The organism is Nocardia arseniciresistens, assembly GCF_046764875.1.
Lineage (GTDB): Bacteria > Actinomycetota > Actinomycetes > Mycobacteriales > Mycobacteriaceae > Nocardia > Nocardia arseniciresistens.
The window spans coordinates 405,057-428,764 of the sequence record NZ_JBKORD010000004.1; the positions used below are offsets into that span (position 1 = coordinate 405,057).

A 23,708-nucleotide genomic window follows, 5' to 3' on the forward strand; every position below is an offset into this window, starting at 1 on the left:
CGGTAACGCTCGAGGTCCCACATTCAGGATTACCTCGTCGGCAACGGAAGCGGCCCGTTCCACCCATCGGGCCAACCCACACTTCCGCCCGACCAGGTGGGTGCGCTGCCCCGGCCCACCGCCCGTCGACCGGCGGCGCAGGTCCCTCGCCCGCGTCGCCGGTCGACATCGATGGAGCTCATTCCGCCGAAGACCGCGCCCCCACCCCCGCTGGCAGATCTGTTGCGGCGAGGGTGCTCTCGGGGAGCGCACTATGAGGGGTTCGGGGGTTTCGGGGGAGTAGATAGACGATCGCTGCCACCAGGGCCGCGGTGGCCAAAAGGGTGTATGAGTTGCCGAGGAAGAATTGGGCCAGTGTCCAATGGAATTCGCGGCCCATGGTTTGCGGCACGAACCAGATCAAGCCCTGGGGGAGGACGGGAAGGGTCGTGTCCCAGGTGCCGATGCGATCGACCTGCATGGGCCAGGCGAAGATGAAGAGATAGATGACTGCGGGGACGGCTATTCGGACGCCGAGGGGGCGGCTGCGCAGAGCCTGGAACAGCCAGATCATGGCGGGGGCGATCCAGACCCAGTAGTGGGTCCAGGAGATCGGTGAGGCGAGAAGCATGACGGTGGCCGCGAGCAGTGCGCCCAATAGCTCGTCGCCGCGTAGGTAGGCGACGCGGGCGGCGGCGATGCCCGCGATCGCGAGCAGGCCCGCGCCGACCAGCCAGGCCTCGTTGTGCTCCCACGTTGTCCATTGCAGCCGACCGAAAAGGCCGTTGATGGACTGGTTCTGGACGTAGCCGAAGCCGATCCGGTTCTGTGATGACGTGGTGGTGGACCAGAATTCGAGCGCTTGGGTGGGGAGATACCAGAAGCCGATCGCGACTGTGGTCGCGAACGTCGCTGTCGCTACGCCCGCGGCCCTGAACTGCCGGGTGATCAACAGGTAGACGATGAATACCGCGGGAGTCAGTTTGAGGCTGGTCGCGATGCCGATGAGGATGCCACGGTATCGGCGGTCCTTGGGGATGGCGAGGTCGGCGAGCACCAATGCCATGAGGATCACGCTGAGCTGCCCGAACTGAAAAGTCTGCTGCACGGGCTCGATCCAGATCGCCGCGGCGCCGACGGTGATCGTCATCGCGATCATGCCGATCCCGCGCCGGTAACGCTGCAGCGCGGCGGCGCTCCACACGCTCGCGAACAATGACGCCACGGTGAGGATCACGATGCCGGTGCCGATGTAATTGATGGGGAATCGGGCTAGTTGGGCGCAGATCCACGCGGCGAAAACCGGATAGAGAAAGGGGAGATTCATCGGTCCGCGGCCGTCGTAGAGCAGCTCCGGATGCAACGCCGCTGTCGAACCGCCCCACATGTAGACCTGTAGGTCGACTTGATGCCAGTACATCGGCCAATTCGGCCGCAGGAATTCCAGCCAGGTACCTATGGAGAGAGCAGCGAACGCGAGGGCGGCAACGAGTGCCGTCCACTTCTGCGGGGCTCGGGACTGCTCGACAGTCTCGGTAGTCTCGGCAGCGCGCTGTTCTCCCATTTGCAGGATGGCAGCCATGTAGTTGTTTTTTCCTTCATCAGGTGATGCGGCACAGGCAAACGAGCAAATAGTTAGCTAAACTAAGGGCTATTCATCCTATCATTCACCTGTGTGGATGCTATGCCCGTACTTTCCCGGGCATGGGGACGCTGTTATGCCCGTGAATTCCGCTGAATGCGGCAGCTGAACTGCGAAAACACACCCACCGTGTATTCCTCGACGCAACGAAGTAGTCCCGCCGCGGCCCTGCATCGGCAGCCGAATGTGGGTTGCTTCCGGTTGCGCGGCGCTTGCTACCAGGAGTCTGCGCCTGCATGGCAAGTTGTGGTCGAGCGGAACGCGGAGTGGCGTACTGCGCGCTGGTGAACCGACCGCTATGTTCCCGGCCCGGGCTGGGTCCGCGGATCGGTTATGGACGATGTCGACTACACAGCGAGTAGCCGCAGCAGGTATTCGACTTCTGATTGGATGGCCGCCCGCGCGGGTGTCAGGTACTTCCGGGGATCGGAAAGACCGGGAGTGGCGGTGAGGGTGGCCCGGATTGCGTCAGTGGCAAGGACATTCAGACGAGTGGCGATGTTGATCTTGGTCATGCCGTGTTCGACGGCGGCGCGCAGGCCCTCGTCGGGGACGCCTGAGGAGCCGTGCAGAACAAGGGGGACCGGCACTTTCGCGGCGAGGCGGGAAATGAGGTCGTTGTCGAGCTCGGCGGTGCGCGAGTGCATGGCGTGGGAGGAGCCGACTGCTACGGCCAACGCGTCTATGCCCGTTGTCGCGACGAACTCGACCGCTTCGTCGGGGTCGGTGCGTGCGCCGGGTGCGTGTGCGCCGTCCTTGCCGCCTACTTCGCCGAGTTCCGCCTCGACGAAGACGTCCCGATCGTGGCACCAGCGGGCGATCTCGGCGGTGGCGGCGACGTTGGCGGTGTAGTCGAGGGTGGAGCCGTCGTACATGACCGAGCGGATGCCGAGATCGACAGCGGCTCGGATGAGGTCGAAGGAGGTGGCGTGGTCGAGGTGGACGGCGATGTCGGCGGTGCTGTCCGCCGCCATCCGCAGACACGCGAGCGCGACCGGGGCCAGGTTGCCGTGGTAGGCAGCGGTGTTCTCCGAAAGTTGCAGTACCACAGGACGTTCAGCAGCTTCGGCCGCTGCCGCTATCGCCTCGGCATGCTCCAAGGTGATCACGTTGAACGCGCCGAGACCGCCCGGGCGTGCGGTGGCGATCAGTTCGGAGACCGGCGTCATGGTCATGGTCGGGTCTCCTGGAACTCGAGGCGCTGACTCATTTTGCGGAGTCCTGGGTGCTTGGTTCCGCCAATTTTTCGATGACGACGGTCGGGGCGATTCGGGTGCGTGCGCAGCGGTCGATTTCGCCTGCTACCGGTATCAGAACGGCGGCGGCCGAGGTAGCAACCGCGTCGATGAGGATGGCGGGCCAATCCGGCTCGGTGCGTTCGGAGAGAGCGGAGATTACGGCGGCGGCAGCGGAATCGCCTGCCCCGGTCGGATTTCCGGACATGGGTTCCGGGAGGGTCGCGGACCAGGCTCCTGTCGAGGTGACCGCGACCATGCCATCGGCGCCGCGGGTGGCGATGATCGCGCGCACTCCTCGATCGATGAGGGGGCGTGCTGCGGTCGCGACTTCGTCGGGGGTGAGTGGGACTCGACCGGTGAGCCGTTCGAGTTCTTCGGTGTTCGGCATCAAAATGACGCCGGGCACCTGGGCGGCCAGTCGTAGGGACTCGCCGTCGACATCGCAGATGGTCGGGACGTTGGCGGCGATCGCGGCGCGGGCGAGTTCGGCAGGGAGACCGGGTGAGACGCCGCCGGGTAGGGATCCGGAGATCACCAGGCCGTTGATGTCGGGCAGCAGGCCCGACACTCGAACGGCGAGCTGTTCGACGGCATGCGGATTCGACACGCGCGCACCGGGTTCCCATAATGCGGTGGCAGTGCCGTCTTCGGATTCGCTGATCACCACCGTGCGCCGGACCCATGGCAACGCGTGCACGAAATCGACCGGCATCTCGAGTTCGGCGGCGGCCGCGAACGCATGGTCGGAGAAACCTGTTGCCCTGGCGTATTTCCCGAGTTGGTTGAGCACTCGGGTCACGTTGATGCCTTTGCCGCCGATGCGTTGCTCGACCGACCGCACCCGATGCGCCTGCCCGCGCTCGAAACGTTCGACGCGATAGGTCATATCGTAGGCGGGATTCATTGTCACGGTGAGGATCACGTCAACCACTGTCCATGTCTGAGCACCTGGTGCACCTGTAGGTTGTCATCGACTATCAGCAGGTCGGCGAAATGGTCGATCGATATGTCGCCCACATCGGCCAATCCGGCCGAAAGCGCCGGAATGGAAGTGGCCGCCATCACAGCCTCGCGCAGCGGGACGCCGCAATCCTGCACGGCCCAGGCCAGACAGCGCAGCAGGTGAGCGGTACTGCCGGCGATGGAACCACTGGCCACTCTGGCTACGCCACCGCTCACCCGGACCGATTGTGGACCGAGCTGGTAGTCGCCGTCCGGCATGCCCGCCGCTTGCATGGCATCGGTGATCAGCGCGACTCGTCCCGGCGCGGTCGCGAAGGCCAGCGCGGCGAAACCCGAGTCGACATGTACCCCGTCGCCGATCAGCTCGACGACCACGTTCCCTTCCGCCGCTGCGACCAATGCTGCGGCAACCGGCCCCGGGGCGCGATGATGCAGGGGCGGCATGCCATTCGCCAGGTGCGTGACAAGGCTCCCGAAACCATTGGGGCGCAGTGCTTGCCGGAACGTTGTGAAGTCGGCGTCGCTGTGCCCGAGAGCCACAACCACATCGCTGTCGGAAAGCCGTTCGGCGACCGCCTCGTATCCGGGAAGTTCCGGCGCGATCGTCATGACGCGCAGATGTCCGCCCCCGGCGGCCAGCAGTTGATCGGTCAGCGCCGAGTCGGGATCACGCAGGTAGCGCGGATCCTGGGCCCCGCATCGCGCCGACGCCAAAAATGGCCCCTCGGCATGTATTCCGCCGATCACCCCGGCCTCGGCCAGTCCGCGCAGCATCGTCGTCTGCGCGATCATGTCCGCCGCGGACCCGGTGACAACACTCGCCAGCACCGTGGTCGACCCGCGCGAATGATGAAACTCCGCCGCCGCACGCGCCTGCGCGGCGTCGACAGTATCGAACCGATGTCCGAATCCGCCGTGATTATGGATATCGACGAGCCCCGGCAACACCGTCCCGCTGAATGCCGGAACCGCTGAATCAGGATGCGCGGCAGACCATTCGGCCACAGACCGCACGGCATTGATCCGCTCGCCGCTAACCGTCACCACGCCGTCGTCGAGCACCTGCGCCGCCGAAACAATCCGCCCGCGAATGTCGAGGCCGACTGCCCCCTCTTGCCGGGTCATGCGCACCCGTTCCGGAGCCCGGCCCGGTCGCTGCGCGCCCTTGTCACCGAGACGGTCAACCCGGAGTCCTCTCGCGTCATCGGTGCGGGCTTCATGCCAACGCTCCGTGACGGGCGAACAGGGCCGCGCCTGCCAGCCCCGCTCTCGCCCCGAATTCGCCGAGGACCACCCGGGGAGCGGGGACCAACCGTAGGCGTTCGGCGATGGTGCGGTGCAGGGGTTCGGTGAGGGCGGCCCCCGCGCCGGCCAGCCCGCCGCCGAGGACGATGAGTTGGGGGCAGGCGGCGTGGATGATGCCTGATAGGCCGTCGGCCAGGGCGCTGATGGCGTCGTCGACTACGGCCTTGGCGTCGGGATCAGTATCCAACAGCGCGAAAACATCCGCCGCGCTGTCGGTTTCGGTTCCGGTGCGACGGGAGTACGCACGTGCGATAGCGGCGCCGGAAGCTACCGTCTCGACGCAGCCGATGTTGCCGCACGGACAGCGCAGGCCGTCCGCGTGGCGAACCGGGATATGGCCGTATTCGCCGGTCTGGCCGTATTCGCTGCGGACGAGTCGTCCGCCGACGGAGAGGGTTCCGCTGATGCCGGTGCCGAGAATGACCACGCACACGCTGTCGTAATCGCGCCCGGCCCCGTACCGCCATTCGGCCCAACCGGCCACGGCGACATCATGTTCGATCAGCACCGGCATGTTCCAGCGCTCGATGAACCGGTCGCCGATGTGTACATCCCGCCAGCCGACATTGCTGCTGAACACGGCGATCGAACGGATATGGTCGACGATCCCCGGCAGCAGCACCGCGGCCCGCGCCACCCTGCCGCGCTGTTCCTCGGTGAGCTCGGCCAGCAGCTGATCCCCCAACGCGCCCATGGCTTCGAACGCCGCCTCACCCGGTGGGGTCGCCGTCACGCCCGAGGCCAGCACTACACCAGCCGCGTCGGTGATCTCGCCCTTCATGGTGGTGCCGCCGACGTCCAACCCCAACACCAGAGCATCGTCGGGAAGTGCGGCACCCGCCGCTGTCACATCGTCGGGGCGCGCGGTACCCGGAGGCGTTCCGGCCTGAGCCGCACCCGCACCCGCAGTGTGATCGAGAGCTTCGGGGCTGAGTCGAACAGGAGCACCCACCGGGTCGACGCCGGCGCCGGGCGCGACCGCCTGCGGACCGGGCCGGTGTGACCCGGCGTCCTGTCGCGTTGTTCCCGCGGACTGCGCCGTTCCCATCTCGGTGATGCTAGCCATTTTTGGCGGCGTGAGCAGCGCGGATCCGTTTGTGGTCGCCGGTGAGTCGGTCATGGTGGCGCCAGGGTCACTGCTCGAGCACAACCGAGCGGTTGAGATTGCGGGGGTGGTCGGGGTCGAGGCCCTGGTCGGCGGAGCGTAGTACGCAAAGTTGGTGGACACGGACGAGGTCGGCCATCGGGTCGATATCGCGGTGTTCGAAGTGGGCGCCGGTGACCGCGACGTCGGCTTCGAAATTGGGGACCAGCGGGCCGAAGGCCCAGACGGCGCGGCCTGGCGTGGAGATGCTGATGGGGCCGTGGCGATATTCGGTCTGTAGGTAGGCCTCCGTCCAGGACTGGCAGGACTCGCGGAGCTTGAGTCCGGCTTCCTCGGCGATGGCGGCGGCGAAGCCCATCCCGACGAAGCTGATCTGTTCGGCGTGGCGGACAGCGGCCAGCGACACTGCGGGATCTTCGGCGAGCACGGCGCGGGCCTGGGCGATCGCGGGGTTCAGGTCCGCACCGAGGTGCCAGCGCAGGATGGCGAGCGTGGTGGTCGCGAAACGGGTCTGCACCACGGACTGCTCGTCGACCTCGTCGATCAGGATCGGGTCGCCCAGCTCGAGCACAGGGGTGCCCGGGCTGCTGCAAATGACGGTTCGCGGAATGTGGGTGGGGATCTCCCGCATGGCGTTGACCACCTCGGTGGTGGTGCCCGAGCGGCAGATAACGAGGTAGCGGTCGTATTCGCGACCGCTGCGGACTTCACTGGCAGGCCAGGCGTCGGTGTTGCCATGACCGGATCCCTCACGCAGCGCTGCGATGGCTCGGGACATAAACAGTGAAGTGCCGCAGCCGATGATCGCGACGCGTTCGCCCGGTTGGGGCAGTACGGCGCGATGTTCGGCAGCGGTGGTTTCGGCGCGCGCCCAGTCGTCCGGCTGGGTGGCGACCTCGGTGGCCAGATGGGGCACGGGGGTGGGGTGAGCGGAGATCGACACCACAATAGAATCGACCCTGATGATCGTTCATGTCAAATTTACACGCAAAACAGTCACATATGATCACTATTGGGTCTAGATTCATCACCAGCGATGTTCGTTCCATCATCGGCGGTCCGTTGGCGCCTGGTGTGAAATTGAAAGGTTCTGCTCGTGAAAAGACCACTCCACGGCGTGCTCGCGGGGATCGCGATGGCCACCGGCCTCGCCCTCGCAGTTTCGTCCTGTGGGTTCGGCTCGAATAACTCGGCCGACTCCGACTCCACCATCAACTTCCTGGCCCCCGTCTACAGCGACGGCGCCACCGGTACGAAGGCCCTGTGGGACGGCATTATCGCCGACTTCGAGAAGGCAAATCCCGGGGTCGAGGTCAATCTCCAGTTGGAGTCGTGGAACTCGATCAACGACGTGGTGCGGACCAAGCTGCAGTCCCAATCGACCACGCCGGACATCCTGAATATCGACGCCTACGCGAGCTTCGCCGGTGACGGCATGCTCTACGGGGCCTCCGAGGTGGTGTCCCCGAACGTGCTTTCGGACATCCAGCCCGGCTTCGCCAAGAACGCCTCGCTCAACGGTCAGCAGTTCGCGCTGCCGCTGTTCGCATCCACGCGCACCCTCTTCTACAACACCGACCTGTTCACCAAGGCGGGCGTCGCGGCGCCGCCGAAGACGTGGGCCGAGCTCACCGAGGCGGCCAAGAAGGTCCAGGCGCTCGGCGGTGGCGTGTCCGGCTACGGTCTTCCCCTCGGCAGTGAGGAGGCCCAGGGCGAGACCTCCATCTGGACCTTCGGCGCCGGCGGCGACTGGGCCGACGGCGACAAGATCACCGTGGATACCCCGCAGAACCTCGAGGGTGTCAAGGCGATGCGCGAACTCATCGATGCCGGTGCGACCCAGCCCAATCCCGGTGCCACCGATCGCAAGGACGTCATCAACGCCTTCATTCAGGGCAAGATCGGCATGATCGAGGGCCTGCCGCCCACCATCGGCCAGATCGCGTCGAAGAACGCGGGTTTGCCGTACGCGACCGCGCCCTCTCCGACCAAGACCGGCGCTCCGGTCACCCTCGGCGTGGCCGACCATCTGATGGCGTTCAAGAAGGCCGGCAAGAAGACGGAGTCGATCAAGAAGTTCCTCGACTTCTTCTACGGCGCGGACACCTACGCGAATTTCGTACAGCACGAGGGCTTCATCCCGATCACCAATAGCGCGGCCGCCAAGCTCGCTGGTGATCCGGTGACGAAGGCATTCGGCGCGACGCTGCCGGTGGCCAAGTTCTACCCGAGCAACAACCCGAAATGGGCTGCGGCACAGGGGGCTATTCGTCAGCAGATGGGCACCATCGCGCAGGGCGCCGACCCGGCGCAGGTGTTGCAGCGCATCCAAGAAGCCGCGAAATAACGTGGGGCGCACAGGAACCCGGGTGCCATCGGGGCGGGCCGGCGCGCTGCGGGCATTACCGTGGCTCGGGCCCTCCCTGGTGCTCATCGCGGCCATCGTCGCCTTCCCTGTCGGCTACATGGTCTGGACGAGCACCCGGGACCTGAGCGCCTACGGTCAGGATCGCGGCTCCGCCGGTTTGGCCAACTACCGCAACCTGTTCGACATCGCTGAACTGGGATCGGTGTTGCTGCACACCGTGATCTGGGTGTTCTGCGTCGTGGTTGTCACCCTGCTGCTCTCGGCGGCGCTGGCCCAGTTCCTGAACAAGGACTTTCCAGGACGCACCGCCGTGCGGATGGCGATCCTGGTGCCGTGGGCGGCCTCGGTGGTGATGACGACGACGATCTTCTACTACATGCTCGATCCCGACGTCGGTATCGCCAACCGATTCCTCGTCGACATCGGGCTGCTCGACCGTGGCTACGGCTTCACCAAGCAGCCGGTCCCGGCGTTCCTGGTGGCGATGGGGGTCGCGGTGTTCGTCTCGATTCCGTTCACCACCTACACGATTCTGGCCGGACTGCAAGGGATTCCGGCGGAAATCGGGGAGGCCGGACGGGTCGACGGTGCGAGTCCGTGGCAGCGCTACCGGTATCTCACACTGCCACAACTACGTCCAGCGATCGCGGTGGCCACCATCATCAACATCATCAATGTGTTCAACTCGCTACCGATCTTGCAGGTGATCACCGGCAGCATCGCGGGATTCTCGGCCGATACGACAACCACGTTGACGTTCAAGCTGATTCGACAGAACCAGCAGATCGATACCGCCGCTGCGATGAGCGTGCTCAACTTCGGCCTGATCGTGGTGATCATCGCGATCTACGTGAAGGTCATCAAGCCGACGCGGCAGGTCGACGGATGAGCGCGCCTGCCGCTGCGACTCCGGAAGTCGAGGGCGGACGCGGCAGACGGCGACGCTGGGAGCTCACCGCGGTCGGCGTACTGGTTGCCGCGATCTTCTTGATCCCGTTCATCGTCATGGTGCTCGGGTCATTGAAGAGCAGAGCCGAAATCCTGCGCATCCCACCGACATACCTGCCGGAGTCCTGGCACCTGGACAACTACAGAACCATGTGGGACACGCCGGAGACGCCGCTGCCGTTCAATATGGTCAGCACGATCGTCATCTCGGTGTTCGCCACCGCGCTTGTGCTCGTCGTCGCCATTCCGGCCGCGTATTACACCGCGCGCCACCGTTTTCCGGGCAGGGCGGCGTTCCTCGGGCTGGTGCTCGTCACTCAGATGATGCAGCCGACGGTGCTGGTTACCGGCCTGATCCGGCAGTTCTTCACCCTCGGTATCAACGACACCTGGCTGGCGATGATCCTGGTGAACGCCGCGTTCAACCTGTCGTTCGCGGTATGGATTCTGCACAGCTTCTTCGCCGCGATTCCGGTGGAGATCGAGGAGGCCGCACAGCTCGATGGTCTGAACCGCTGGCAGATCCTGACCAAGGTGAGTCTGCCGCTGGTGTGGCCCGGCATCGTTACCGCGACGATCTTCACCGTCGTCGCCTGCTGGAACGAGTTCGCGGCCAGCCTGGTCGTGCTCACCACCCCGGAGAATCAGCCGCTGTCGGTGGCGCTGACCAAGTTCGTCGGACAGTACGACACCGCGTGGCAGTACGTCTTCTCCATCTCCACGGTCGGCATTATTCCGGTGGTCATCCTGTTCGCGTTCATCGAAAAGCGACTGGTGGCTGGCCTGACCGCGGGCAGCGTCAAGTAGCTGTCCGGGTCGGGCCATGGTGAATATCTGCCCGGTCAGCACGTCGACCGAGCCGCAGTTCGCTCAGGGACTCTCAGATCTGTTGCGGCCCAAGGCCCGAGCTCTCGTCGGGCCGGCCATCGGAACGCGGCGGTAGCATCGAAGGGTGGCACTGCGGGAATATGAAGCGAGAGACGGTCGCAGTTACGGCGGCCTGTCCAAGGAACAGCGGGTAGCGCAGCGGCAGACGCGGCTTGTCGATGCCGCGCTCGAGTTGTTCGGCACGCATGGTTATGCAGCGACCTCGATCGAACGTCTCTGTACCACCGCCAATGTTTCCACCCGCAGCTTCTACGAAGATATGGGAAGTCGCGAGGCTTTGTTGATCGCGCTGGCCAATCGCATTACCTTGCGCGCGGTCGAGCGGGCGTTGGAGGCATTGGAAAGGAACCAAGGCGAGCCGCTGTCGAAAAGGGTCGTCGACGGTTTTCGCGCCTACCTGGATGTGACTTGTCACGATCAGCGCTCCGCCCGGGTCTGCTACGTCGAGGTGGTCGGTGTCAGCCCGGCGGTGGAGGATTGGCGCAGGCGGCAGCGCCGCCTCCTTTCGGAGCTGTTGATCAGTGAGGCGGAACGCGCTGTCGAACGCGGTGAAACCAAGTCGCGGCGGTTCGAACTTTTCGCGCTCTCGGTGATCGGCGCGGTGAATTCGCTTGCGCAGGAGCTGGTTCAGAAGACGCTGCCCGATTCGGTGATCTCGCTCGATGAAATATGCGAGGAGATAGCATATTTCGTGAATTCCGGGCTCGCGCTGAACTGATTTCGGATTCCGATGTAAGGCCCGGTACAGCTTCATCACGCCGCAGGCCGTAGCCGACTACGGATGGCGAGAACCGCGGGCACTACTCGAGTGGCCGCATTGCGCACCGCGATCCCGGCCCTGGTCGCGGGGATCAGCATGGCCGCCGCGGCGGTAACACCCTCGAGCTTGGGTTCCACCAGCACGCGGTGCCGCTGCTCGTAGCGCTGGAACGCCGCGTCATGATCTGTGGTGTCGGCCGCGAGCTTTTCGGCCAACGTGTACGCACCGGCTATAGCCAGCGTGGAACCGTCGCCGAACAGCGAGACGCACGAGGCGGCGTCCCCGAGCAAGGCGATGCGACCGTTCGACCATCGCGGCAGCTCGCCCTTGCTGACGGAGTCGAAGAACAGGTCGTCGGTGCCACGCACCTGGTCCAGCAGTTCGGGCAGCCGCCAACCCTGATCGGTAAAGGCATCGATGACCATCCGCTTGTGCAGCTCGGTATCACGGTGGTCGTAACCCGGTACTCCGCTGTGGCGGAACATGAATGCCGCGACGGCGTTACCGCGCGTCGGATGCACCGCGAGCGCCCGCCCCGGTGTGTTGTAGATGAGGACCTCCCTGTCGTTGCCGAAGGGGCGGTCGATCCGCAGCGTCGCGACGTAGATCCCCTGGTGCACGAGGAACTCGGTCTCGTCCCCGAAAGCCAAGCGGCGGACCGTGGAATGCAGTCCGTCCGCGCCGATGACGAGGTCGAATCGGCGCGGACGCGCGACGGCGAAGGTGACCTCCACGCCGTCGGAGTCTTGGGCGAGGCTGGTAATGGTGTCGTCCCAAAGGAATTCGGCCTTCTCGCGACCCGCGTCCAGCAGGATGCTCGCGAGATCGGCTCGGGGCACCTCGACTTCGCGATCGCCCGCCGATCCCTGGAATGCCTTCAGGTCGACGTGCGCGACCCGGCGGCCGCGTCCGTCGACAAAGCTCATTCTCGAGACGTCGGACCCGGCCGCGCGCAGTTGCGGCATGATGCCCATCTTCTCGACCACGTCGACGGCGGGTCCTTTGACGTCGACCGGATTCCCGCTCGAGCGCTGCCCTGCGGCTCGCTCGACCACCGTGACCTGGAACCCACGGTGGGCCAGCCAGAACGCCAGCGTCGATCCGCCGATGCCCGCACCCGAGATCAGAACCGTCTTGTTCATGGCTACACCTTCCGATAAGCGGACGAAATTCGTCCGTTTAACTGGAAGCGTACTGTAAGCGGAAGGATTTCGTCCACTTAATGTTGGAGGTGATGGTGACGACCCCGGGGAAGAGGGCGGATGCCAGAAATAATCGGGACCAGATCATCGCGGCGACCCTGGTGGCATTTCGCGAACAGGGCGTCGACGTGCCGATGAAGGCGGTCGCCGACCGGGCCGGCGTCGGCGTCGGCACCCTGTATCGGCACTTCCCCGACCGCGACGCGCTGATCTCCGCGGTCGCCCACTCCTATCTCGCCGACCTGGCGCAGACGGCCGCGACCGCCTGGCAGGAGGAGGAGGACGCGTGGGCCGCGCTGTGTCGATTCCTGCACGAATGCGCCGAGCGGCGGGTGGGCGGGCTTGCCGCGGCCATCGAGCCCAATCTGCACGCGGAGATCCAGGCCGATCCTCGGTTGCGCGAGGTGCGCGGCAAGGTGGTCGACCTTGTCGATCGAATGACCGAGCAGGCCAAGGCATCCGGCGCCATGCGCGATGATGTCGAGGTGGAGGAGGTGGCCGCCCTGATGACCTTGCAGATCTACACCCGATCGAATGAGTCGTATACCGAGGCCGTCCATCGGGTCGTCGAGATCGTGCTGGACGGGCTGCGGGCAGCCCCGCAAAGGCGGTGAGGGTTTCGTGTGGTTGTCGCCGAGCTTGGCAATACCCGCCCGGAATCTCTACGGTCGGCAGCGTGCCTGTGGTCAGATTATTCGCGTGCATCGAAAAACGGCAGGTCGCCGGATCGAACGGGGTGGGCTGAGATGACCGGACCGACGGATCGGCCGCAGCGGTGGAACCGGCTGCTCGAGCTGCTCGCCGACTCGGGGCGGCTTTCGGTGGAGGATGCCGCCGATCGGCTCGGTGTCTCACCGGCGACGGTGCGCCGTGACTTCACCGCGCTCGCCGAACAGCAGTTGGCGACCAGGACGCACGGCGGGGTTGTCGCCACCACCGTGGCATATGAGCTGCCTGCCCGCTACCGGCAGACCAGCGGCGAGGCCAAGCAACGGATCGCCGAACACGCTGCGACACTTGTCAATCCGAGTGCGGTGATCGGAATGAACGGTGGCACAACGACTACGGCGGTCGCGCGGGCGCTTGCCGGGCGCGCCGATCTGACGACCGCGGGCGGTGACCAGCTCACGATCGTCACCAATGCGTTGAATATCGCCGGTGAGATGGTGCTGCGCCCGCACCTGCGCACCATCTGTCTCGGCGGTGTTGCCCGCAGGGAATCCTATGAGCTGCACGGGCCGCTTGCCGAACGCGCGCTTGCCGAACTGCGCTTGGATTCGCTGATCCTCGGGGTGAACGCGATCTCCGCCGAGGGTGGCGCCCAGTGCAGGCATATCGACGAGGCGGGGGTGACCACCGAGATGGTGCGCCGTTCCGGCTACGTCATGGTGGTCGCCACCGCCGACAAGCTGGAACGGTCGGCGCTGGCCAGGATCTGCGGCATCGAGCAGGTCGATGTGCTCGTCACCGATACCGACGCGGAGCCCGCGGCCGTCGCGACGATTCGTGCCGCGGGCGTCCGGGTCGACATCGTGTAGCGAGATTTCGTGCGGCACAGCCCGGCGGCCATTCGGCTCGCCGGGCTGTTTTGTCGATGGCGACTGTTCGCCGATCCGAAGCCGCGAGCCCATTGACCGAGTCACCATGTCTCACTACCGTTAGTGGGACATTACGTCTCATTGATAACGTCAAAGGGAGCCGGGCTATGGCCGACGGTGTCGATTCCACAATGCATCCGCCCAGGTGGGCGCCGACCTTTATCCGCTGGCACAACACACCTGTCAGCTGGCGGGAGTCGGTCCGACTGTCACTGCGCATCCTGCCGCGCGTCCGCGACCACACCGTGCTCGACTATGTGACCGGTCTGCCCGGGCAGGACGACATCCTGGTCGCTCGCGTGCCATTCGCGAAGTTCGTCATCGTGCGCAGTCCGGAACTGGCTCGGCACGTGCTGGTCACCAACCAGAACAACTACACGAAGAGTCCCGAATACGACATGCTCGCAGTCGCATTCGGCCGTGGACTGGTCACCGATCTGAATGATGCGAACTGGCAACGCAATCGGCGGCTGGTGCAGCCGATCTTCGCCAAGCGCAATGTGGACGGGTTCGCGCCGGTCATGGTCGAGGCCGCCCGTGCCGCGGTGGAGCGCATTCGCGAACTCTCGGCCACCGGCGACCCGGTCGATATCGGCGCCGAAATGAACCGGCTCACATTGGATATCACCTCGCGCACCATGTTCGGCACCGATATCACGGGGCCGATGTCCGAGGTGGTACTCGCCAGGCTGTTGCGATTCTTCGGGCGCGGTTTCATGACCAACCTCAGTCGCCCGATGCACAGATTCGGGATCTGGCTGCACAAGCGCGGCCGTCGCGACGGAGATGCCGCGAACTCCCGGCTGCCGATGCGCATCATGCGGGCCTCCGGTTGGCTGGTCGAGCCGAAGGCTATGCGCGACCTGAAGCACGCCGAGAATGTGGTGGACGGATTGATCGCCGACCATCGCAGCGGACGTATCGATCGCAAGGACAATCTGCTCGCGCTGCTGATGGACGCGTCGGACCCCGAAACCGGTTACCGGTACACCGATCAGGAGATCCACGACGAGCTGATGACCTTCATCGGCGCTGGTATGGAGACCACCGCGACCGCGCTGAGCTGGGTGTGGCAGCTGCTGTCGGAGCATCCCATCGCGCGGCAGCGTCTGCACGAGGAGGTGCGCTCGGTACTCGGCTCGCGCCCCGCGACCGCCGCCGACCTGGACAACCTGCCGTGGACGCAGGCCATCGTCGCCGAGACCATGCGGCTGCTGCCACCGGTGATCGGCCTGGCGAGGACCGCGAAGGACCACGACGCTCTCGCCGGATACCCGATAAAGCCGGGGACCACGGTGGCGATCGTCGTGCACGGTGTCCACCACCACCAGCGGGTCTGGGATCGGCCCGAGGAATTCGACCCGAGCAGGTACCTGTCCGAAAACCTGGAGCGCGAACAGAAGCGGGCCTCGCTACCCTTCGGCGCGGGCAAAAGGATGTGCGTCGCATCGGGATTCGCGAGTATGGAGGCGGCGCTGGTGGTGGCCACCTTCGCGCAGCAGTTGCAGTTGGACGCGGTCTCGCCGCAGCGGGTACGAAGACAGATCTCCTTCACCGGCGGTCCGGACGGCCCGCTGCCGATGCGGCCTCGATTCCTGCCGGAGTCGGAGTCGGCCGACGCCGCCGTATAGTCGGCACCGTGAAGCCGCCCGCCGACATGCGACACCATCGCAGGCGCTCGAGTGGGCAGCGCTGGAAGGAACACAACTCCGCGCGGCAGACCTTGATCCTGGAAACAGCCGTCGCGCTGATCGAGGACAACGCGCCAGGTGCGGAGGTTTCCATCCAGCAGATCGCCGAGCGGGCCGGTCTGGCGCGCTCGGTGATCTATCGGCAGTTCGAGAATCGGGAAGACCTCGACGCCCACGTCCGCGAGTTCATTCTCGGGCGCTATCTGGCGGAGTTCGAGTCGATGCTCGTGCTCGATCCAGGCAAGAGTGCCGAGGCGATCATTCTCGAGATCATGCGCGCGGTCGTCTCATGGGCGGCCGAACATCCGAATCTGTATCGATTCGGCTGGTCCGGCGACGTGCACGGCAGCAAAGCGGGGGAGAGCGGCCTCGCGACCGCACGGCATCGGATCGCCGACGCGCTGTGGCAACGGTTTTCGTCGTGGACGGCGGTGCTCGGCATCGACGTGACGGGCTTTCGTCCACTGTCGGTCGGGCTGATCGGCATGGTGGAGGGCGTTGTCACGCAATACATTTGCACACCGACCGATACTGAACGGCCGGACCGGGAAGCAATCGCCACCCTGCTCACCGCATCGACCTGGTACATGTTCGCAGGCCACGCGGACGACCTCGGCTATCACTTCGACCGCTCGGCCAACGTCGCCGCCGTCCTCGGCGAACTCTTCGCCGACGCCGCGGCCGACCACACCGACCACTGAAATCCGCGCCGGAGGCTACTTATCGATCGCCACGACCTCGCGGTCGGTGGCAGCCGAGCTCTGTTGCGAACGAAGGTTTCGTGCCCAGACGACGAATCCCCAGGCGACGAAGCCCGCGTAGACGATGTAGAGAGTTGCCGAAGGGTAGTAGCCGGCTTTTAGCAACAGTGGCACGCCGACCAGGTCGACCGCGATCCAGATGAGCCAGAATTCGGCGAGGCCACGGGCCATGCCGTAGGTCGCGAGGACCGAGCCGGTGAAGATCCACGCTTCGGCCCACGGTCCGTAGGAGCCGATCGCAGCGAAGAGCTGGGCGAAGGCGGCGGTGCCGATCAGCATCGCGGCGACCAGCCCCCACCGTTCCTTCCGGCTTGCCCACCGTGGCTCGACGCCGCGATGCTCTAAACCGGTTTCGATGCGGGCATGGCGGTACCAGCTCCACCAGCCGTAAACGCTGACCGCGACGAACATCAGCTGGCGGCCCGCCTGGCCGGCCATGTTCAGATGCTGGGGTGTGTTGAAAACGCCGCCGACGAAAACCGTGAACAACAAGGCATTGCCCGCGATCCCGACCGGCCACGCCCAGACCCGCCGTCGCATGCCGCCGATCGCCGACCCCAACCCGAAGCCGTTGCCGATCACCTCGCGCCACAGGATCTCCGAGCCTGCGATATGCAGCTTGGCGTCGAGCAGCGCGTAAATCGGGTTCACGACCGATGTAACCGTCAGCGGGCGGTTTCTCATCCGCACGGCCGGATTCGGGTCAGGCCGCTGGCGACTGCTTGCAGGTCGCTCGAAACGGCGCCGCTAGTGACTGCTTGCAGGTCGCTCGAAACGGCACGGGATTCGAACGGAAAGCGGTCCGTGGGTGCGCCGCGTAACGATTGCGCAATCTGGGGTGGCGATTCGCAATATCCGCGCAATGACCTGCTCCTAGTGTTTGCCCTATGAGCACGGCGAGCGATACCGGCGATCAGGAGTCCATCGGGGGGACGGGCATCCATATCAGCGGGTTGACGAAGACCTTCCGCGTCGGCAGGCGCACGGTGCAGGCGTTGGATTCGGTGGATCTACACACGGAGCAGGGTGCGTTTCTTTCGCTGCTCGGGCCGTCGGGCTGCGGGAAATCGACGGTGTTGCGCATATTGGCCGGACTGGAGACGCCGACCGCGGGCAAGGCCCTCATCAATGGTGAGACGCCCGCCGAGCTGCGCGGTCACCATGAGCTCGGCATCGCCTTCCAAGATTCGGCGCTGCTGCCGTGGCGTTCGGTGGAATCCAATATCAAGCTGCCGCTACAGGTTGCGGGCCTGAAGCCGGACCCGTCGCAGATCGCCGATCTTATCGAGCTGGTCGGGCTCGACGGCTTCGAGAAGGCCAAGCCCGCACAGTTGTCCGGCGGTATGCGGCAGCGGGTCTCGATCGCGCGGGCGCTGGTGGTGAAGCCGACGGTGCTGCTGCTCGACGAACCGTTCGGCGCGCTCGATGATATGACCAGGCAGCGGCTCAATCTGGAACTGCTGCGGATCTGGACCGAGAAGCCGGCGACCACGCTGATGGTCACCCATGGCATCGCGGAGGCGGTGTTCCTCTCCGATGTGGTCGCGGTGATGAGCCCGCGGCCCGGTCGGGTGCTCGAGCTGGTCGAGATCGATCTGCCGCGTCCGCGGACCCCCGAGATGATGCGGACGCCGGAGTTCCACAAGTTGCACGATTACCTCTCGGAGCTGCTGTTCGGGAAGTCGGGCAAGGGCGGCGTCGCATGAAACGAGGCGTCGCGTGAAACGAATAGGCGGGCTGCTCGGCATTGTCGGACTGATCGCGATCTGGTGGCTGCTCGCGGCGACGGGTGTCGCGGGCGGCACGATTCCGAGCCCATGGCGCGTGCTCGACACCATGTACCACGACGGCTGGGCGCTCTACGGCCCCAACTTCCGTGTCACCGCGTTGGGCGCGCTGAAGGGCTTCGTGTGGGGCAATGCGCTCGCCATCGGGCTCGCGATCCTGATCATGCTGATTCCGCCGATCGAACCGCTGGCCACCCAGCTGGCCATCCTCAGCTACTGCACACCGCTGCTCGCGCTCGGCCCGATCATTCTGGTGGTTTTCGGCGGCCGCACCCCGACGGTGTTCCTCGCCGCGATGTACTGCTTCTTCACCACCATGGTCGGAACGGTGACCGGCTTGCGCTCGGCCGACCAGACCAGCCTCGACCTGGTGCGTGCCTACGGCGGCGGCCGCTGGCAGCAGCTGTACCGGGTGCAGGTGATCTCCGCACTGCCGAATACGTTCGCGGCGTTGAAGATCGCCGCACCCTCCGCGGTGCTCGGCGCGATCATCGGTGAATATCTCGGTGGCGTGGACAGCGGGATCGGCGTCGCGCTGACCGCCGCTCAAACCGCCTACAACGTGCCACGCACCTGGGGTATGGCACTGGCCGCCGCGGTGCTGGCGGGGCTCGGCTACGCGGTCGTCGCGCTGGCCGCCCGGTTGGTCGCGCCGTGGACGACACAGGAGGTCCGATGAGCGAGCGCAGCGAGCGAGCCATGTCACTGTGCGCGTTGCGCACGACGGAGCCGAGCGTCAGCGAGGAGCAGTCGTGAGCGACGGAGTCGACGGCACGGACCCGGCCAAGGTGCGCGACGCCACGGCGGTCGACATCCAGGCGTCTCGGCCGAGTGCCGCCGCGGGCACCGTGGATGTACTGCGGCGGATAGGGCGGTTCCTGTTCCCGCTGTTCACATCGCTATTGCTGATGCTCGCCATCTGGTACGTCTTCTTGAAGGCGTTCCCGCAGGTCGGGCCGCGGGTGGGTAAGACGCCGAGCGATATCTGGAAGTACCTCGTCACCGCCGAGAATGCGGGGACAGCGCGACAGGCGATTTTCGACGATCTACAGATCACGTTGCGGGACGCGGCGATCGGGTTCGGGTTGGGGATGGGGGCCGCGTTGGTGGTTGCCGCGCTGTTCGTATCGTTCGCTGCGGTCGAACAGACCTTCCTTCCGGTCGCCATGCTGCTTCGCTCGGTGCCGCTGGTAGCGCTGACGCCGATCATCGTGCTGGTGTTCGGGCGTGGGGTCGCCGGTGTCACGGTGATGGCCGCGATCGTGGTGTTCTTCCCGGCGCTTGTGATGATCATGGCGGGATTGCGCAACGCACCACGGCAGGCGCTCGACCTGGTGACCGCCTACGGTGGCTCGCGCTGGACCGGCCTGCGGATGGTCGCGGTCCCTGCCGCGCTGCCCTCGGTGTTCGCCGCGGCCCGAATCTCGGTGCCCGGCGCGCTGATCGGCGCGCTGCTCGGGGAATGGCTCGGCAGTGGCACCGGCCTGGGCGCGAGCTTGATCCGTGCCATTCCGACGTTCCAGTACAACAAGCTGTGGGCGTCGATCGTCATCGTCACCATCGTGTCGGTGATCCTGTACGCGGTCGTCGGTGTGATCGAAAACCTCGTGCTCGCTCGCTTCGGCCCCGAAGCCGGTCGCCGTTGATGCCGAGATTCGCGCGAATTAATGCTCGGAACCTGAAAGTAAAGAAATCGAAACGGAATCGACCTAGATTCGGCGCATGACAACAGAGTTTCTGGACCGCCGTTCATTCCTCCGCTACTCCGCGCTCGCAGGCGCTGTGCTCGGCGGCACCGGACTGCTCGCCGCATGCGGGTCCGATTCCAGCAGCTCATCGGGCGGCTCGAGCGACGACGGTTCGAAATACGGCACCGTCGCGATCCAGCTCTCCTGGTTGAAAAACATCGAATTCGCGGGCGAATACTTCGCCGATTCGAAGGGCTATTACAAGGAGGCGGGTTTCGGCTCCGTCAACTTGATCGCGGGCGGTGCGGCGAGCACATCCGTCGAGGCCGGGCTCGACACCGGCAAAGTGTGGCTCGGTACCTCGGCGCCGCAGACCACCGCGCCCGCCATTCTCGAGGGCCTGCCCGCGAAGATCGTGGGCACCACCTATCAGAAGAACCCCTTCGCGATCGTCAGTTCCGCCGCGAAGCCGATCAAGACCCCCGCGGACATGAAGGGCCGCAAGATCGGTGTGCAGGACACCAACCAGTTGATCTTCGGCGCGCTGTTGGCCGCCAACGGCATGAAGCCGAGCGATGTCACCATCGTGCCCGCCCAGTTCGATCCGACTCCGCTGGCCAACGGCGAGGTCGACGGCTGGGTCAGCTATGTCACCAATGAACCGATTACCTTGGCAGCGAAGGGATTCGAGAACAATCACTTCTTGTTCGCTGACTACAACCTGCCGCTGGTCGCCGAGACGCTGACCGTCAAGCAATCCACCATCGACAAGGAGCGCGACAAGCTCAAGGCCTTCCTCATCGCCGAGATCAAGGGCTGGAAGGACGCCATCGGGGACCCTGCGGAATCAGCGAGGCTGGCCGTCGAGGTGTACGGCAAGGATCAGAAGCTCGACCTGGCCGAGCAGACCAAGGAGGCGATCGCGCAGAACGGCCTTGTCGTTTCGCAGGACACCACGGCCAACGGCCTGCTGAGCATGACCGATTCGCTGATCGAACAGAACATCGCCGCGCTGCGCACCGCCAAGATCGACATCAAGGCCGATCAGCTGTTCGATCTGTCGGTGCTGCGTGAGGTGTACGCCGAGAACCCCGCCCTGAAATAAAATTCTCCCCCTTCGCCGATCAAGCGAATGCTTGCGCGGATTGCGCGGTGTCGACACTTTCGGATAGGTGCCGCCCGGTCCGACCGGATCGGGCGGCAAGCAGTTGCGCGGCGATCGAGATCGCGACCTCGGCCGCGGTCCGCGCGCCGACATCGAGCCCGGCGGGTGAGTGCAGACGCGCGAGCATCGCGTCGTCGAAGCCGCCCGCCTGGAGGTCCTCGATGCGCCTGAGGTGCGCGGCTCTGGAGCCGACCGCACCGAGATAGCCGAGCTCAGGTAGTCGCAATGCCACCGTCAGCAGCGGGATCTCGAACTTCGGATCGTAGGAGAGCACGACAATCCCGGTGTTGCTGTCGATCTCACCCGCCGCGGACAGGGTATTCAAGTAGCGATGCGGCCAGTCCACGACGACTTCCGCGCCGGGGAAGGCGTCGGGAGTGGCGACGGTGTCACGCGAGTCGCAGATGGTGACGCGATAGCCCAGCAGCTTCGCCTGCACGGTGAGTGCCGCCGCGAAGGCGTTGGCGCCGAAGATGAGCAGCCGCGGCGGCGGCGGGAACGACGCGACGAACAGATCCGATTCGGGTAGCGCGACCAATTCCGTGGCGTGCCGCTTATCGGTGACCAGGTGCTGGCCGATGAGGTCGGCGTCCGGATTCCACACGACGGTGAACACGGTGACCCGCCGGTTTGCGGCGATTTCCGCTGCGACAGTGGGGAATTCGGGAAAATCACGGCGGGAGAACGGTTCGATGAAGACGTCGATCATGCCGCCGGAGTCCAGGCCCGCCTCGCCGATCGGGACCCCGAAACGGTGCAGCCCGCGCCTGCCGGTGCTGGCGGCTTCGACGGCGGCATCGTAGATGGTCGACTCGACGGACCCGCCGAGCATCGAGCCGTAGATGGAGCCGTTCGCGTCGACCAGGATCGCCGCGCCCACCGGAAGTGAACCGGAACCGATGGTGCGCACTATGGTTGCCAGCCCTCCGGTACGCCCGGAATGCCATAGTCGCAGTAGATCCTCGACGATGTCGCGCATCAGTTAACTCCGATCACCGTGCGGCCGAAGCCGGGTAATCACGATCGTTGCCCGTTGCCAAATCGTCGCACGTGACGCACACCATATCGTTGTTACCGGACAAATAGGTGCGGCCGCCGGAATCTCCTACGGCTTCCCTACATGCCGAGGTCCAGTGCTTGTGCGCGAGCACAACGGGATGCCCCGGTGTGTTGTGGAATACAGCTCGAGCAAGGCCGCTCGGTGCCGCGAAGGCGGCGCCGGTGACCCTGGCGACGACATCGGCTCCGACATCGGGGGTATCCACCGGCATTATCGCGGCGTAAGCGGCGGAAGTTCGCGATGCGGCGATGAGCCCGGCGCGGAAGGAAGCGCTCATGCCCGTCGCCCAGTCCGCCGCCCACACATGGCGCACGCCGGCGGGTAGGTCGACGATCTCCGGCGACGGACCCGTTGCGCCGAGCACCACGATGATCGGATCGCAGCCGCCGCCGCGCAATGCCGCTACTGCCGAGTGCAACCAGGCGCCGCCTTCGGCGAGCACTTTCGGCTTTCCATAACGCGTTCCCGCACCCGCGGCGAGCACGATGCCTACGCACTCGGGGGCACCGGTGCCGCCTGTTCGGTCCGCACCACGTAGTGGATCGCCGCCGTGTTCGGTACCGGCGCCAAGGTTGGGAACACCCATGTGTAGAACGGTAGCCCGATACCGTTGCCAGCAGGTTTCCCACAGATGGTATGCAGTCGACGAACGCTCGCGGCGGGTCTACGCGACACGCCGGAAGTGATCTATCCCGTTCGGGTGGCAACCCGGCTGCCGGTATTCGATGCTGGACCGATGACACACCACGGTGTGGGCCTGGCGGGGTTCAACGCGCTGCCCGAGTTGGAAGCCGTCGCGGTATTGCTCGCCTGTTGCTCGGCACCGGAATGGGCGGCCGCGGTGGCCTCGGGGCGGCCGTACGCCGACATCGAAGTCTTGCTGGCGACGGCCGACGCGGTGGTGGCCGAACTGCCCGCATCCGAGCTCGATCGCGCACTGGAGGGGCACCCGCGCATCGGGGATCTGCCGGACACCGCGGTATCCGCGCGCGAGCAGGCGGCCGTCGCTACCACAGCCGACTCGATACGGGCCGCGCTCGCCGAGGGCAACCGCGCCTACGAGGCGCGGTTCGGTCATATCTACCTGGTGTGCGCGACCGGAAAATCCGGGGCCGAGCTGCTCGAACTGCTCTACACCAGGCTCGGCAACGATCCGCAGACCGAAAGGCGAGTGATGCGAACAGAATTGGCGAAGATCAATCGAATCCGGTTGAACCGCATGCTCGGATTCACCGAATGAGCACGCTGAGCACGCACGTGCTCGACACGGTCCGAGGTGCGCCCGCGGCGGGTATCGCGGTAACGCTGTACGACGGCACGCAGCGGCTCGATGCGGGCGTGACCGATGCCGACGGCCGGATCGGCGCGCTCGGCGCCGCGCTCGCCGCGGGTACCTATCGGCTGGTGTTCGACACCGGATCCTATTTCGCCGAGCTGCGGGTCGACTCGTTCTTCCCCGAGGTTTCGGTGACGTTCGTCGTCGCCGAAAAGCGGCACTATCACGTCCCGTTGTTGCTGTCGCCCTTTGCCTTTTCCACCTATCGAGGGAGCTGATCCATT

24 protein-coding genes are annotated in these 23,708 nt (G+C 65.4%); 14 read left to right on the plus strand and 10 right to left on the minus strand.

Features of this window, described 5'->3' with window-relative positions:
- Window positions 1-178: 178 nt before the first annotated feature.
- The 6 genes from ACLMAJ_RS09680 to ACLMAJ_RS09705 all read right to left on the minus strand — a co-directional run bounded on the left by ACLMAJ_RS09680 (window position 179) and on the right by ACLMAJ_RS09705 (window position 7,175).
- Window positions 179-1,561 (minus strand): glycosyltransferase 87 family protein, encoded by a 1,383-nt coding sequence (locus ACLMAJ_RS09680; RefSeq protein WP_412013199.1) that lies wholly within the window; start codon window positions 1,559-1,561, stop codon window positions 179-181.
- A 407-nt stretch (window positions 1,562-1,968) separates the two neighbouring features.
- Window positions 1,969-2,796, minus strand: a complete 828-nt coding sequence (locus ACLMAJ_RS09685) for a class II fructose-bisphosphate aldolase (protein WP_412013200.1) — start codon at window positions 2,794-2,796, stop codon at window positions 1,969-1,971.
- Between the two features lie 31 nt (window positions 2,797-2,827).
- The gene (locus ACLMAJ_RS09690) at window positions 2,828-3,790 is read right to left on the minus strand and encodes a 1-phosphofructokinase (protein ID WP_412013201.1); all 963 of its coding nucleotides are present in this window, start codon (window positions 3,788-3,790) and stop codon (window positions 2,828-2,830) included.
- Complete coding sequence (locus ACLMAJ_RS09695) at window positions 3,778-4,947, minus strand: N-acetylglucosamine-6-phosphate deacetylase (RefSeq protein ID WP_412013202.1); 1,170 nt, start codon at window positions 4,945-4,947, stop codon at window positions 3,778-3,780. The genes ACLMAJ_RS09690 and ACLMAJ_RS09695 overlap by 13 nt, the downstream gene beginning before the upstream one ends.
- Before the next feature lie 91 nt (window positions 4,948-5,038).
- Window positions 5,039-6,175 (minus strand): ROK family protein, encoded by a 1,137-nt coding sequence (locus tag ACLMAJ_RS09700; protein WP_412013203.1) that lies wholly within the window; start codon window positions 6,173-6,175, stop codon window positions 5,039-5,041.
- 85 nt (window positions 6,176-6,260) lie between these two features.
- Window positions 6,261-7,175, minus strand: coding sequence for an SIS domain-containing protein (locus ACLMAJ_RS09705; protein WP_412013204.1), 915 nt, complete (start codon window positions 7,173-7,175; stop codon window positions 6,261-6,263).
- A 153-nt stretch (window positions 7,176-7,328) separates the two neighbouring features.
- Here ACLMAJ_RS09705 and ACLMAJ_RS09710 point away from each other — a divergent pair, with 153 nt between their 5' ends.
- From ACLMAJ_RS09710 to ACLMAJ_RS09725, 4 genes are all read left to right on the plus strand, one after another.
- Window positions 7,329-8,579: an extracellular solute-binding protein gene (locus tag ACLMAJ_RS09710; RefSeq protein ID WP_412013205.1), complete on the plus strand. Its 1,251-nt coding sequence runs from the start codon at window positions 7,329-7,331 to the stop codon at window positions 8,577-8,579.
- 22 nt (window positions 8,580-8,601) lie between these two features.
- Window positions 8,602-9,489 carry a carbohydrate ABC transporter permease gene (locus ACLMAJ_RS09715; protein WP_412013206.1) on the plus strand — a complete coding sequence of 296 codons (888 nt, stop codon included), beginning with the start codon at window positions 8,602-8,604 and terminating at the stop codon, window positions 9,487-9,489.
- Complete coding sequence (locus ACLMAJ_RS09720; RefSeq protein ID WP_412013207.1) at window positions 9,486-10,355, plus strand: carbohydrate ABC transporter permease; 870 nt, start codon at window positions 9,486-9,488, stop codon at window positions 10,353-10,355. Before ACLMAJ_RS09715 ends, ACLMAJ_RS09720 begins: the two co-directional genes overlap by 4 nt.
- Window positions 10,356-10,500: 145 nt before the next feature.
- Window positions 10,501-11,154: a TetR/AcrR family transcriptional regulator gene (locus ACLMAJ_RS09725; protein WP_412013208.1), complete on the plus strand. Its 654-nt coding sequence runs from the start codon at window positions 10,501-10,503 to the stop codon at window positions 11,152-11,154.
- Between the two features lie 35 nt (window positions 11,155-11,189).
- Here the strand turns inward: ACLMAJ_RS09725 and ACLMAJ_RS09730 are convergent, their stop codons facing one another.
- The gene (locus ACLMAJ_RS09730; RefSeq protein ID WP_412013209.1) at window positions 11,190-12,338 is read right to left on the minus strand and encodes an FAD-dependent monooxygenase; all 1,149 of its coding nucleotides are present in this window, start codon (window positions 12,336-12,338) and stop codon (window positions 11,190-11,192) included.
- Between the two features lie 80 nt (window positions 12,339-12,418).
- Between ACLMAJ_RS09730 and ACLMAJ_RS09735 the strand changes: the two genes are divergently transcribed.
- The 4 genes from ACLMAJ_RS09735 (at window position 12,419) to ACLMAJ_RS09750 (ending at window position 16,388) form a co-directional block, all read left to right on the plus strand.
- A complete protein-coding gene (locus ACLMAJ_RS09735) occupies window positions 12,419-13,012 on the plus strand; it encodes a TetR/AcrR family transcriptional regulator (protein WP_412013210.1) in 594 nt (197 codons plus the stop codon).
- A gap of 132 nt (window positions 13,013-13,144) precedes the next feature.
- Window positions 13,145-13,936 (plus strand): DeoR/GlpR family DNA-binding transcription regulator, encoded by a 792-nt coding sequence (locus ACLMAJ_RS09740; RefSeq protein WP_412013212.1) that lies wholly within the window; start codon window positions 13,145-13,147, stop codon window positions 13,934-13,936.
- 167 nt (window positions 13,937-14,103) lie between these two features.
- Window positions 14,104-15,627 carry a cytochrome P450 gene (locus ACLMAJ_RS09745; RefSeq protein ID WP_412013213.1) on the plus strand — a complete coding sequence of 508 codons (1,524 nt, stop codon included), beginning with the start codon at window positions 14,104-14,106 and terminating at the stop codon, window positions 15,625-15,627.
- Window positions 15,628-15,635: 8 nt separating this feature from the next.
- A complete protein-coding gene (locus ACLMAJ_RS09750; protein ID WP_412013214.1) occupies window positions 15,636-16,388 on the plus strand; it encodes a TetR/AcrR family transcriptional regulator in 753 nt (250 codons plus the stop codon).
- Window positions 16,389-16,403: 15 nt separating this feature from the next.
- Here the strand turns inward: ACLMAJ_RS09750 and pnuC are convergent, their stop codons facing one another.
- The gene (gene pnuC, locus ACLMAJ_RS09755; RefSeq protein WP_412013215.1) at window positions 16,404-17,099 is read right to left on the minus strand and encodes a nicotinamide riboside transporter PnuC; all 696 of its coding nucleotides are present in this window, start codon (window positions 17,097-17,099) and stop codon (window positions 16,404-16,406) included.
- A 236-nt stretch (window positions 17,100-17,335) separates the two neighbouring features.
- Between pnuC and ACLMAJ_RS09760 the strand changes: the two genes are divergently transcribed.
- The 4 genes from ACLMAJ_RS09760 to ACLMAJ_RS09775 all read left to right on the plus strand — a co-directional run bounded on the left by ACLMAJ_RS09760 (window position 17,336) and on the right by ACLMAJ_RS09775 (window position 21,028).
- The gene (locus ACLMAJ_RS09760) at window positions 17,336-18,154 is read left to right on the plus strand and encodes an ABC transporter ATP-binding protein (RefSeq protein ID WP_412013216.1); all 819 of its coding nucleotides are present in this window, start codon (window positions 17,336-17,338) and stop codon (window positions 18,152-18,154) included.
- Window positions 18,155-18,167: 13 nt separating this feature from the next.
- Window positions 18,168-18,914: an ABC transporter permease gene (locus tag ACLMAJ_RS09765; protein WP_412013217.1), complete on the plus strand. Its 747-nt coding sequence runs from the start codon at window positions 18,168-18,170 to the stop codon at window positions 18,912-18,914.
- Between the two features lie 169 nt (window positions 18,915-19,083).
- The gene (locus tag ACLMAJ_RS09770; protein ID WP_412013280.1) at window positions 19,084-19,881 is read left to right on the plus strand and encodes an ABC transporter permease; all 798 of its coding nucleotides are present in this window, start codon (window positions 19,084-19,086) and stop codon (window positions 19,879-19,881) included.
- Between the two features lie 76 nt (window positions 19,882-19,957).
- Window positions 19,958-21,028 carry an ABC transporter substrate-binding protein gene (locus tag ACLMAJ_RS09775; RefSeq protein WP_412013218.1) on the plus strand — a complete coding sequence of 357 codons (1,071 nt, stop codon included), beginning with the start codon at window positions 19,958-19,960 and terminating at the stop codon, window positions 21,026-21,028.
- Between the two features lie 19 nt (window positions 21,029-21,047).
- Here ACLMAJ_RS09775 and ACLMAJ_RS09780 read toward each other — a convergent pair whose 3' ends face one another.
- Both ACLMAJ_RS09780 and ACLMAJ_RS09785 read right to left on the minus strand, forming a co-directional pair.
- On the minus strand, window positions 21,048-22,067 hold the full coding sequence (locus tag ACLMAJ_RS09780) for an XdhC family protein (RefSeq protein WP_412013219.1): 1,020 nt from the start codon (window positions 22,065-22,067) through the stop codon (window positions 21,048-21,050).
- A gap of 13 nt (window positions 22,068-22,080) precedes the next feature.
- Window positions 22,081-22,734, minus strand: a complete 654-nt coding sequence (locus ACLMAJ_RS09785; protein WP_412013220.1) for a nucleotidyltransferase family protein — start codon at window positions 22,732-22,734, stop codon at window positions 22,081-22,083.
- Between the two features lie 150 nt (window positions 22,735-22,884).
- Here ACLMAJ_RS09785 and uraD point away from each other — a divergent pair, with 150 nt between their 5' ends.
- Together uraD and uraH are read left to right on the plus strand one after the other, a co-directional pair.
- Complete coding sequence (uraD, locus tag ACLMAJ_RS09790; protein ID WP_412013221.1) at window positions 22,885-23,388, plus strand: 2-oxo-4-hydroxy-4-carboxy-5-ureidoimidazoline decarboxylase; 504 nt, start codon at window positions 22,885-22,887, stop codon at window positions 23,386-23,388.
- Window positions 23,385-23,702, plus strand: a complete 318-nt coding sequence (gene uraH / locus ACLMAJ_RS09795; protein ID WP_412013222.1) for a hydroxyisourate hydrolase — start codon at window positions 23,385-23,387, stop codon at window positions 23,700-23,702. Before uraD ends, uraH begins: the two co-directional genes overlap by 4 nt.
- Window positions 23,703-23,708 lie beyond the last annotated feature (6 nt).

Bases quoted from the DNA above. Each gene is read 5' to 3' on its own strand.
- ACLMAJ_RS09685 (WP_412013200.1), bottom strand. From the start codon at position 2,796: ATGACCATGACGCCGGTCTCCGAACTGATCGCCACCGCACGCCCGGGC.
- ACLMAJ_RS09700 (WP_412013203.1), bottom strand. From the start codon at position 6,175: ATGGGAACGGCGCAGTCCGCGGGAACAACGCGACAGGACGCCGGGTCA.
- ACLMAJ_RS09740 (WP_412013212.1), top strand. From the start codon at position 13,145: ATGACCGGACCGACGGATCGGCCGCAGCGGTGGAACCGGCTGCTCGAG.
- uraH (WP_412013222.1), top strand. From the start codon at position 23,385: ATGAGCACGCTGAGCACGCACGTGCTCGACACGGTCCGAGGTGCGCCC.
- ACLMAJ_RS09735 (WP_412013210.1), top strand. From the start codon at position 12,419: ATGTTGGAGGTGATGGTGACGACCCCGGGGAAGAGGGCGGATGCCAGA.
- ACLMAJ_RS09695 (WP_412013202.1), bottom strand. From the start codon at position 4,947: ATGACCCGGCAAGAGGGGGCAGTCGGCCTCGACATTCGCGGGCGGATT.
- ACLMAJ_RS09680 (WP_412013199.1), bottom strand. From the start codon at position 1,561: ATGGCTGCCATCCTGCAAATGGGAGAACAGCGCGCTGCCGAGACTACC.
- uraD (WP_412013221.1), top strand. From the start codon at position 22,885: ATGACACACCACGGTGTGGGCCTGGCGGGGTTCAACGCGCTGCCCGAG.
- ACLMAJ_RS09730 (WP_412013209.1), bottom strand. From the start codon at position 12,338: ATGAACAAGACGGTTCTGATCTCGGGTGCGGGCATCGGCGGATCGACG.
- ACLMAJ_RS09720 (WP_412013207.1), top strand. From the start codon at position 9,486: ATGAGCGCGCCTGCCGCTGCGACTCCGGAAGTCGAGGGCGGACGCGGC.
- ACLMAJ_RS09760 (WP_412013216.1), top strand. From the start codon at position 17,336: ATGAGCACGGCGAGCGATACCGGCGATCAGGAGTCCATCGGGGGGACG.
- ACLMAJ_RS09775 (WP_412013218.1), top strand. From the start codon at position 19,958: ATGACAACAGAGTTTCTGGACCGCCGTTCATTCCTCCGCTACTCCGCG.
- ACLMAJ_RS09785 (WP_412013220.1), bottom strand. From the start codon at position 22,734: ATGGGTGTTCCCAACCTTGGCGCCGGTACCGAACACGGCGGCGATCCA.
- ACLMAJ_RS09745 (WP_412013213.1), top strand. From the start codon at position 14,104: ATGGCCGACGGTGTCGATTCCACAATGCATCCGCCCAGGTGGGCGCCG.
- ACLMAJ_RS09780 (WP_412013219.1), bottom strand. From the start codon at position 22,067: ATGCGCGACATCGTCGAGGATCTACTGCGACTATGGCATTCCGGGCGT.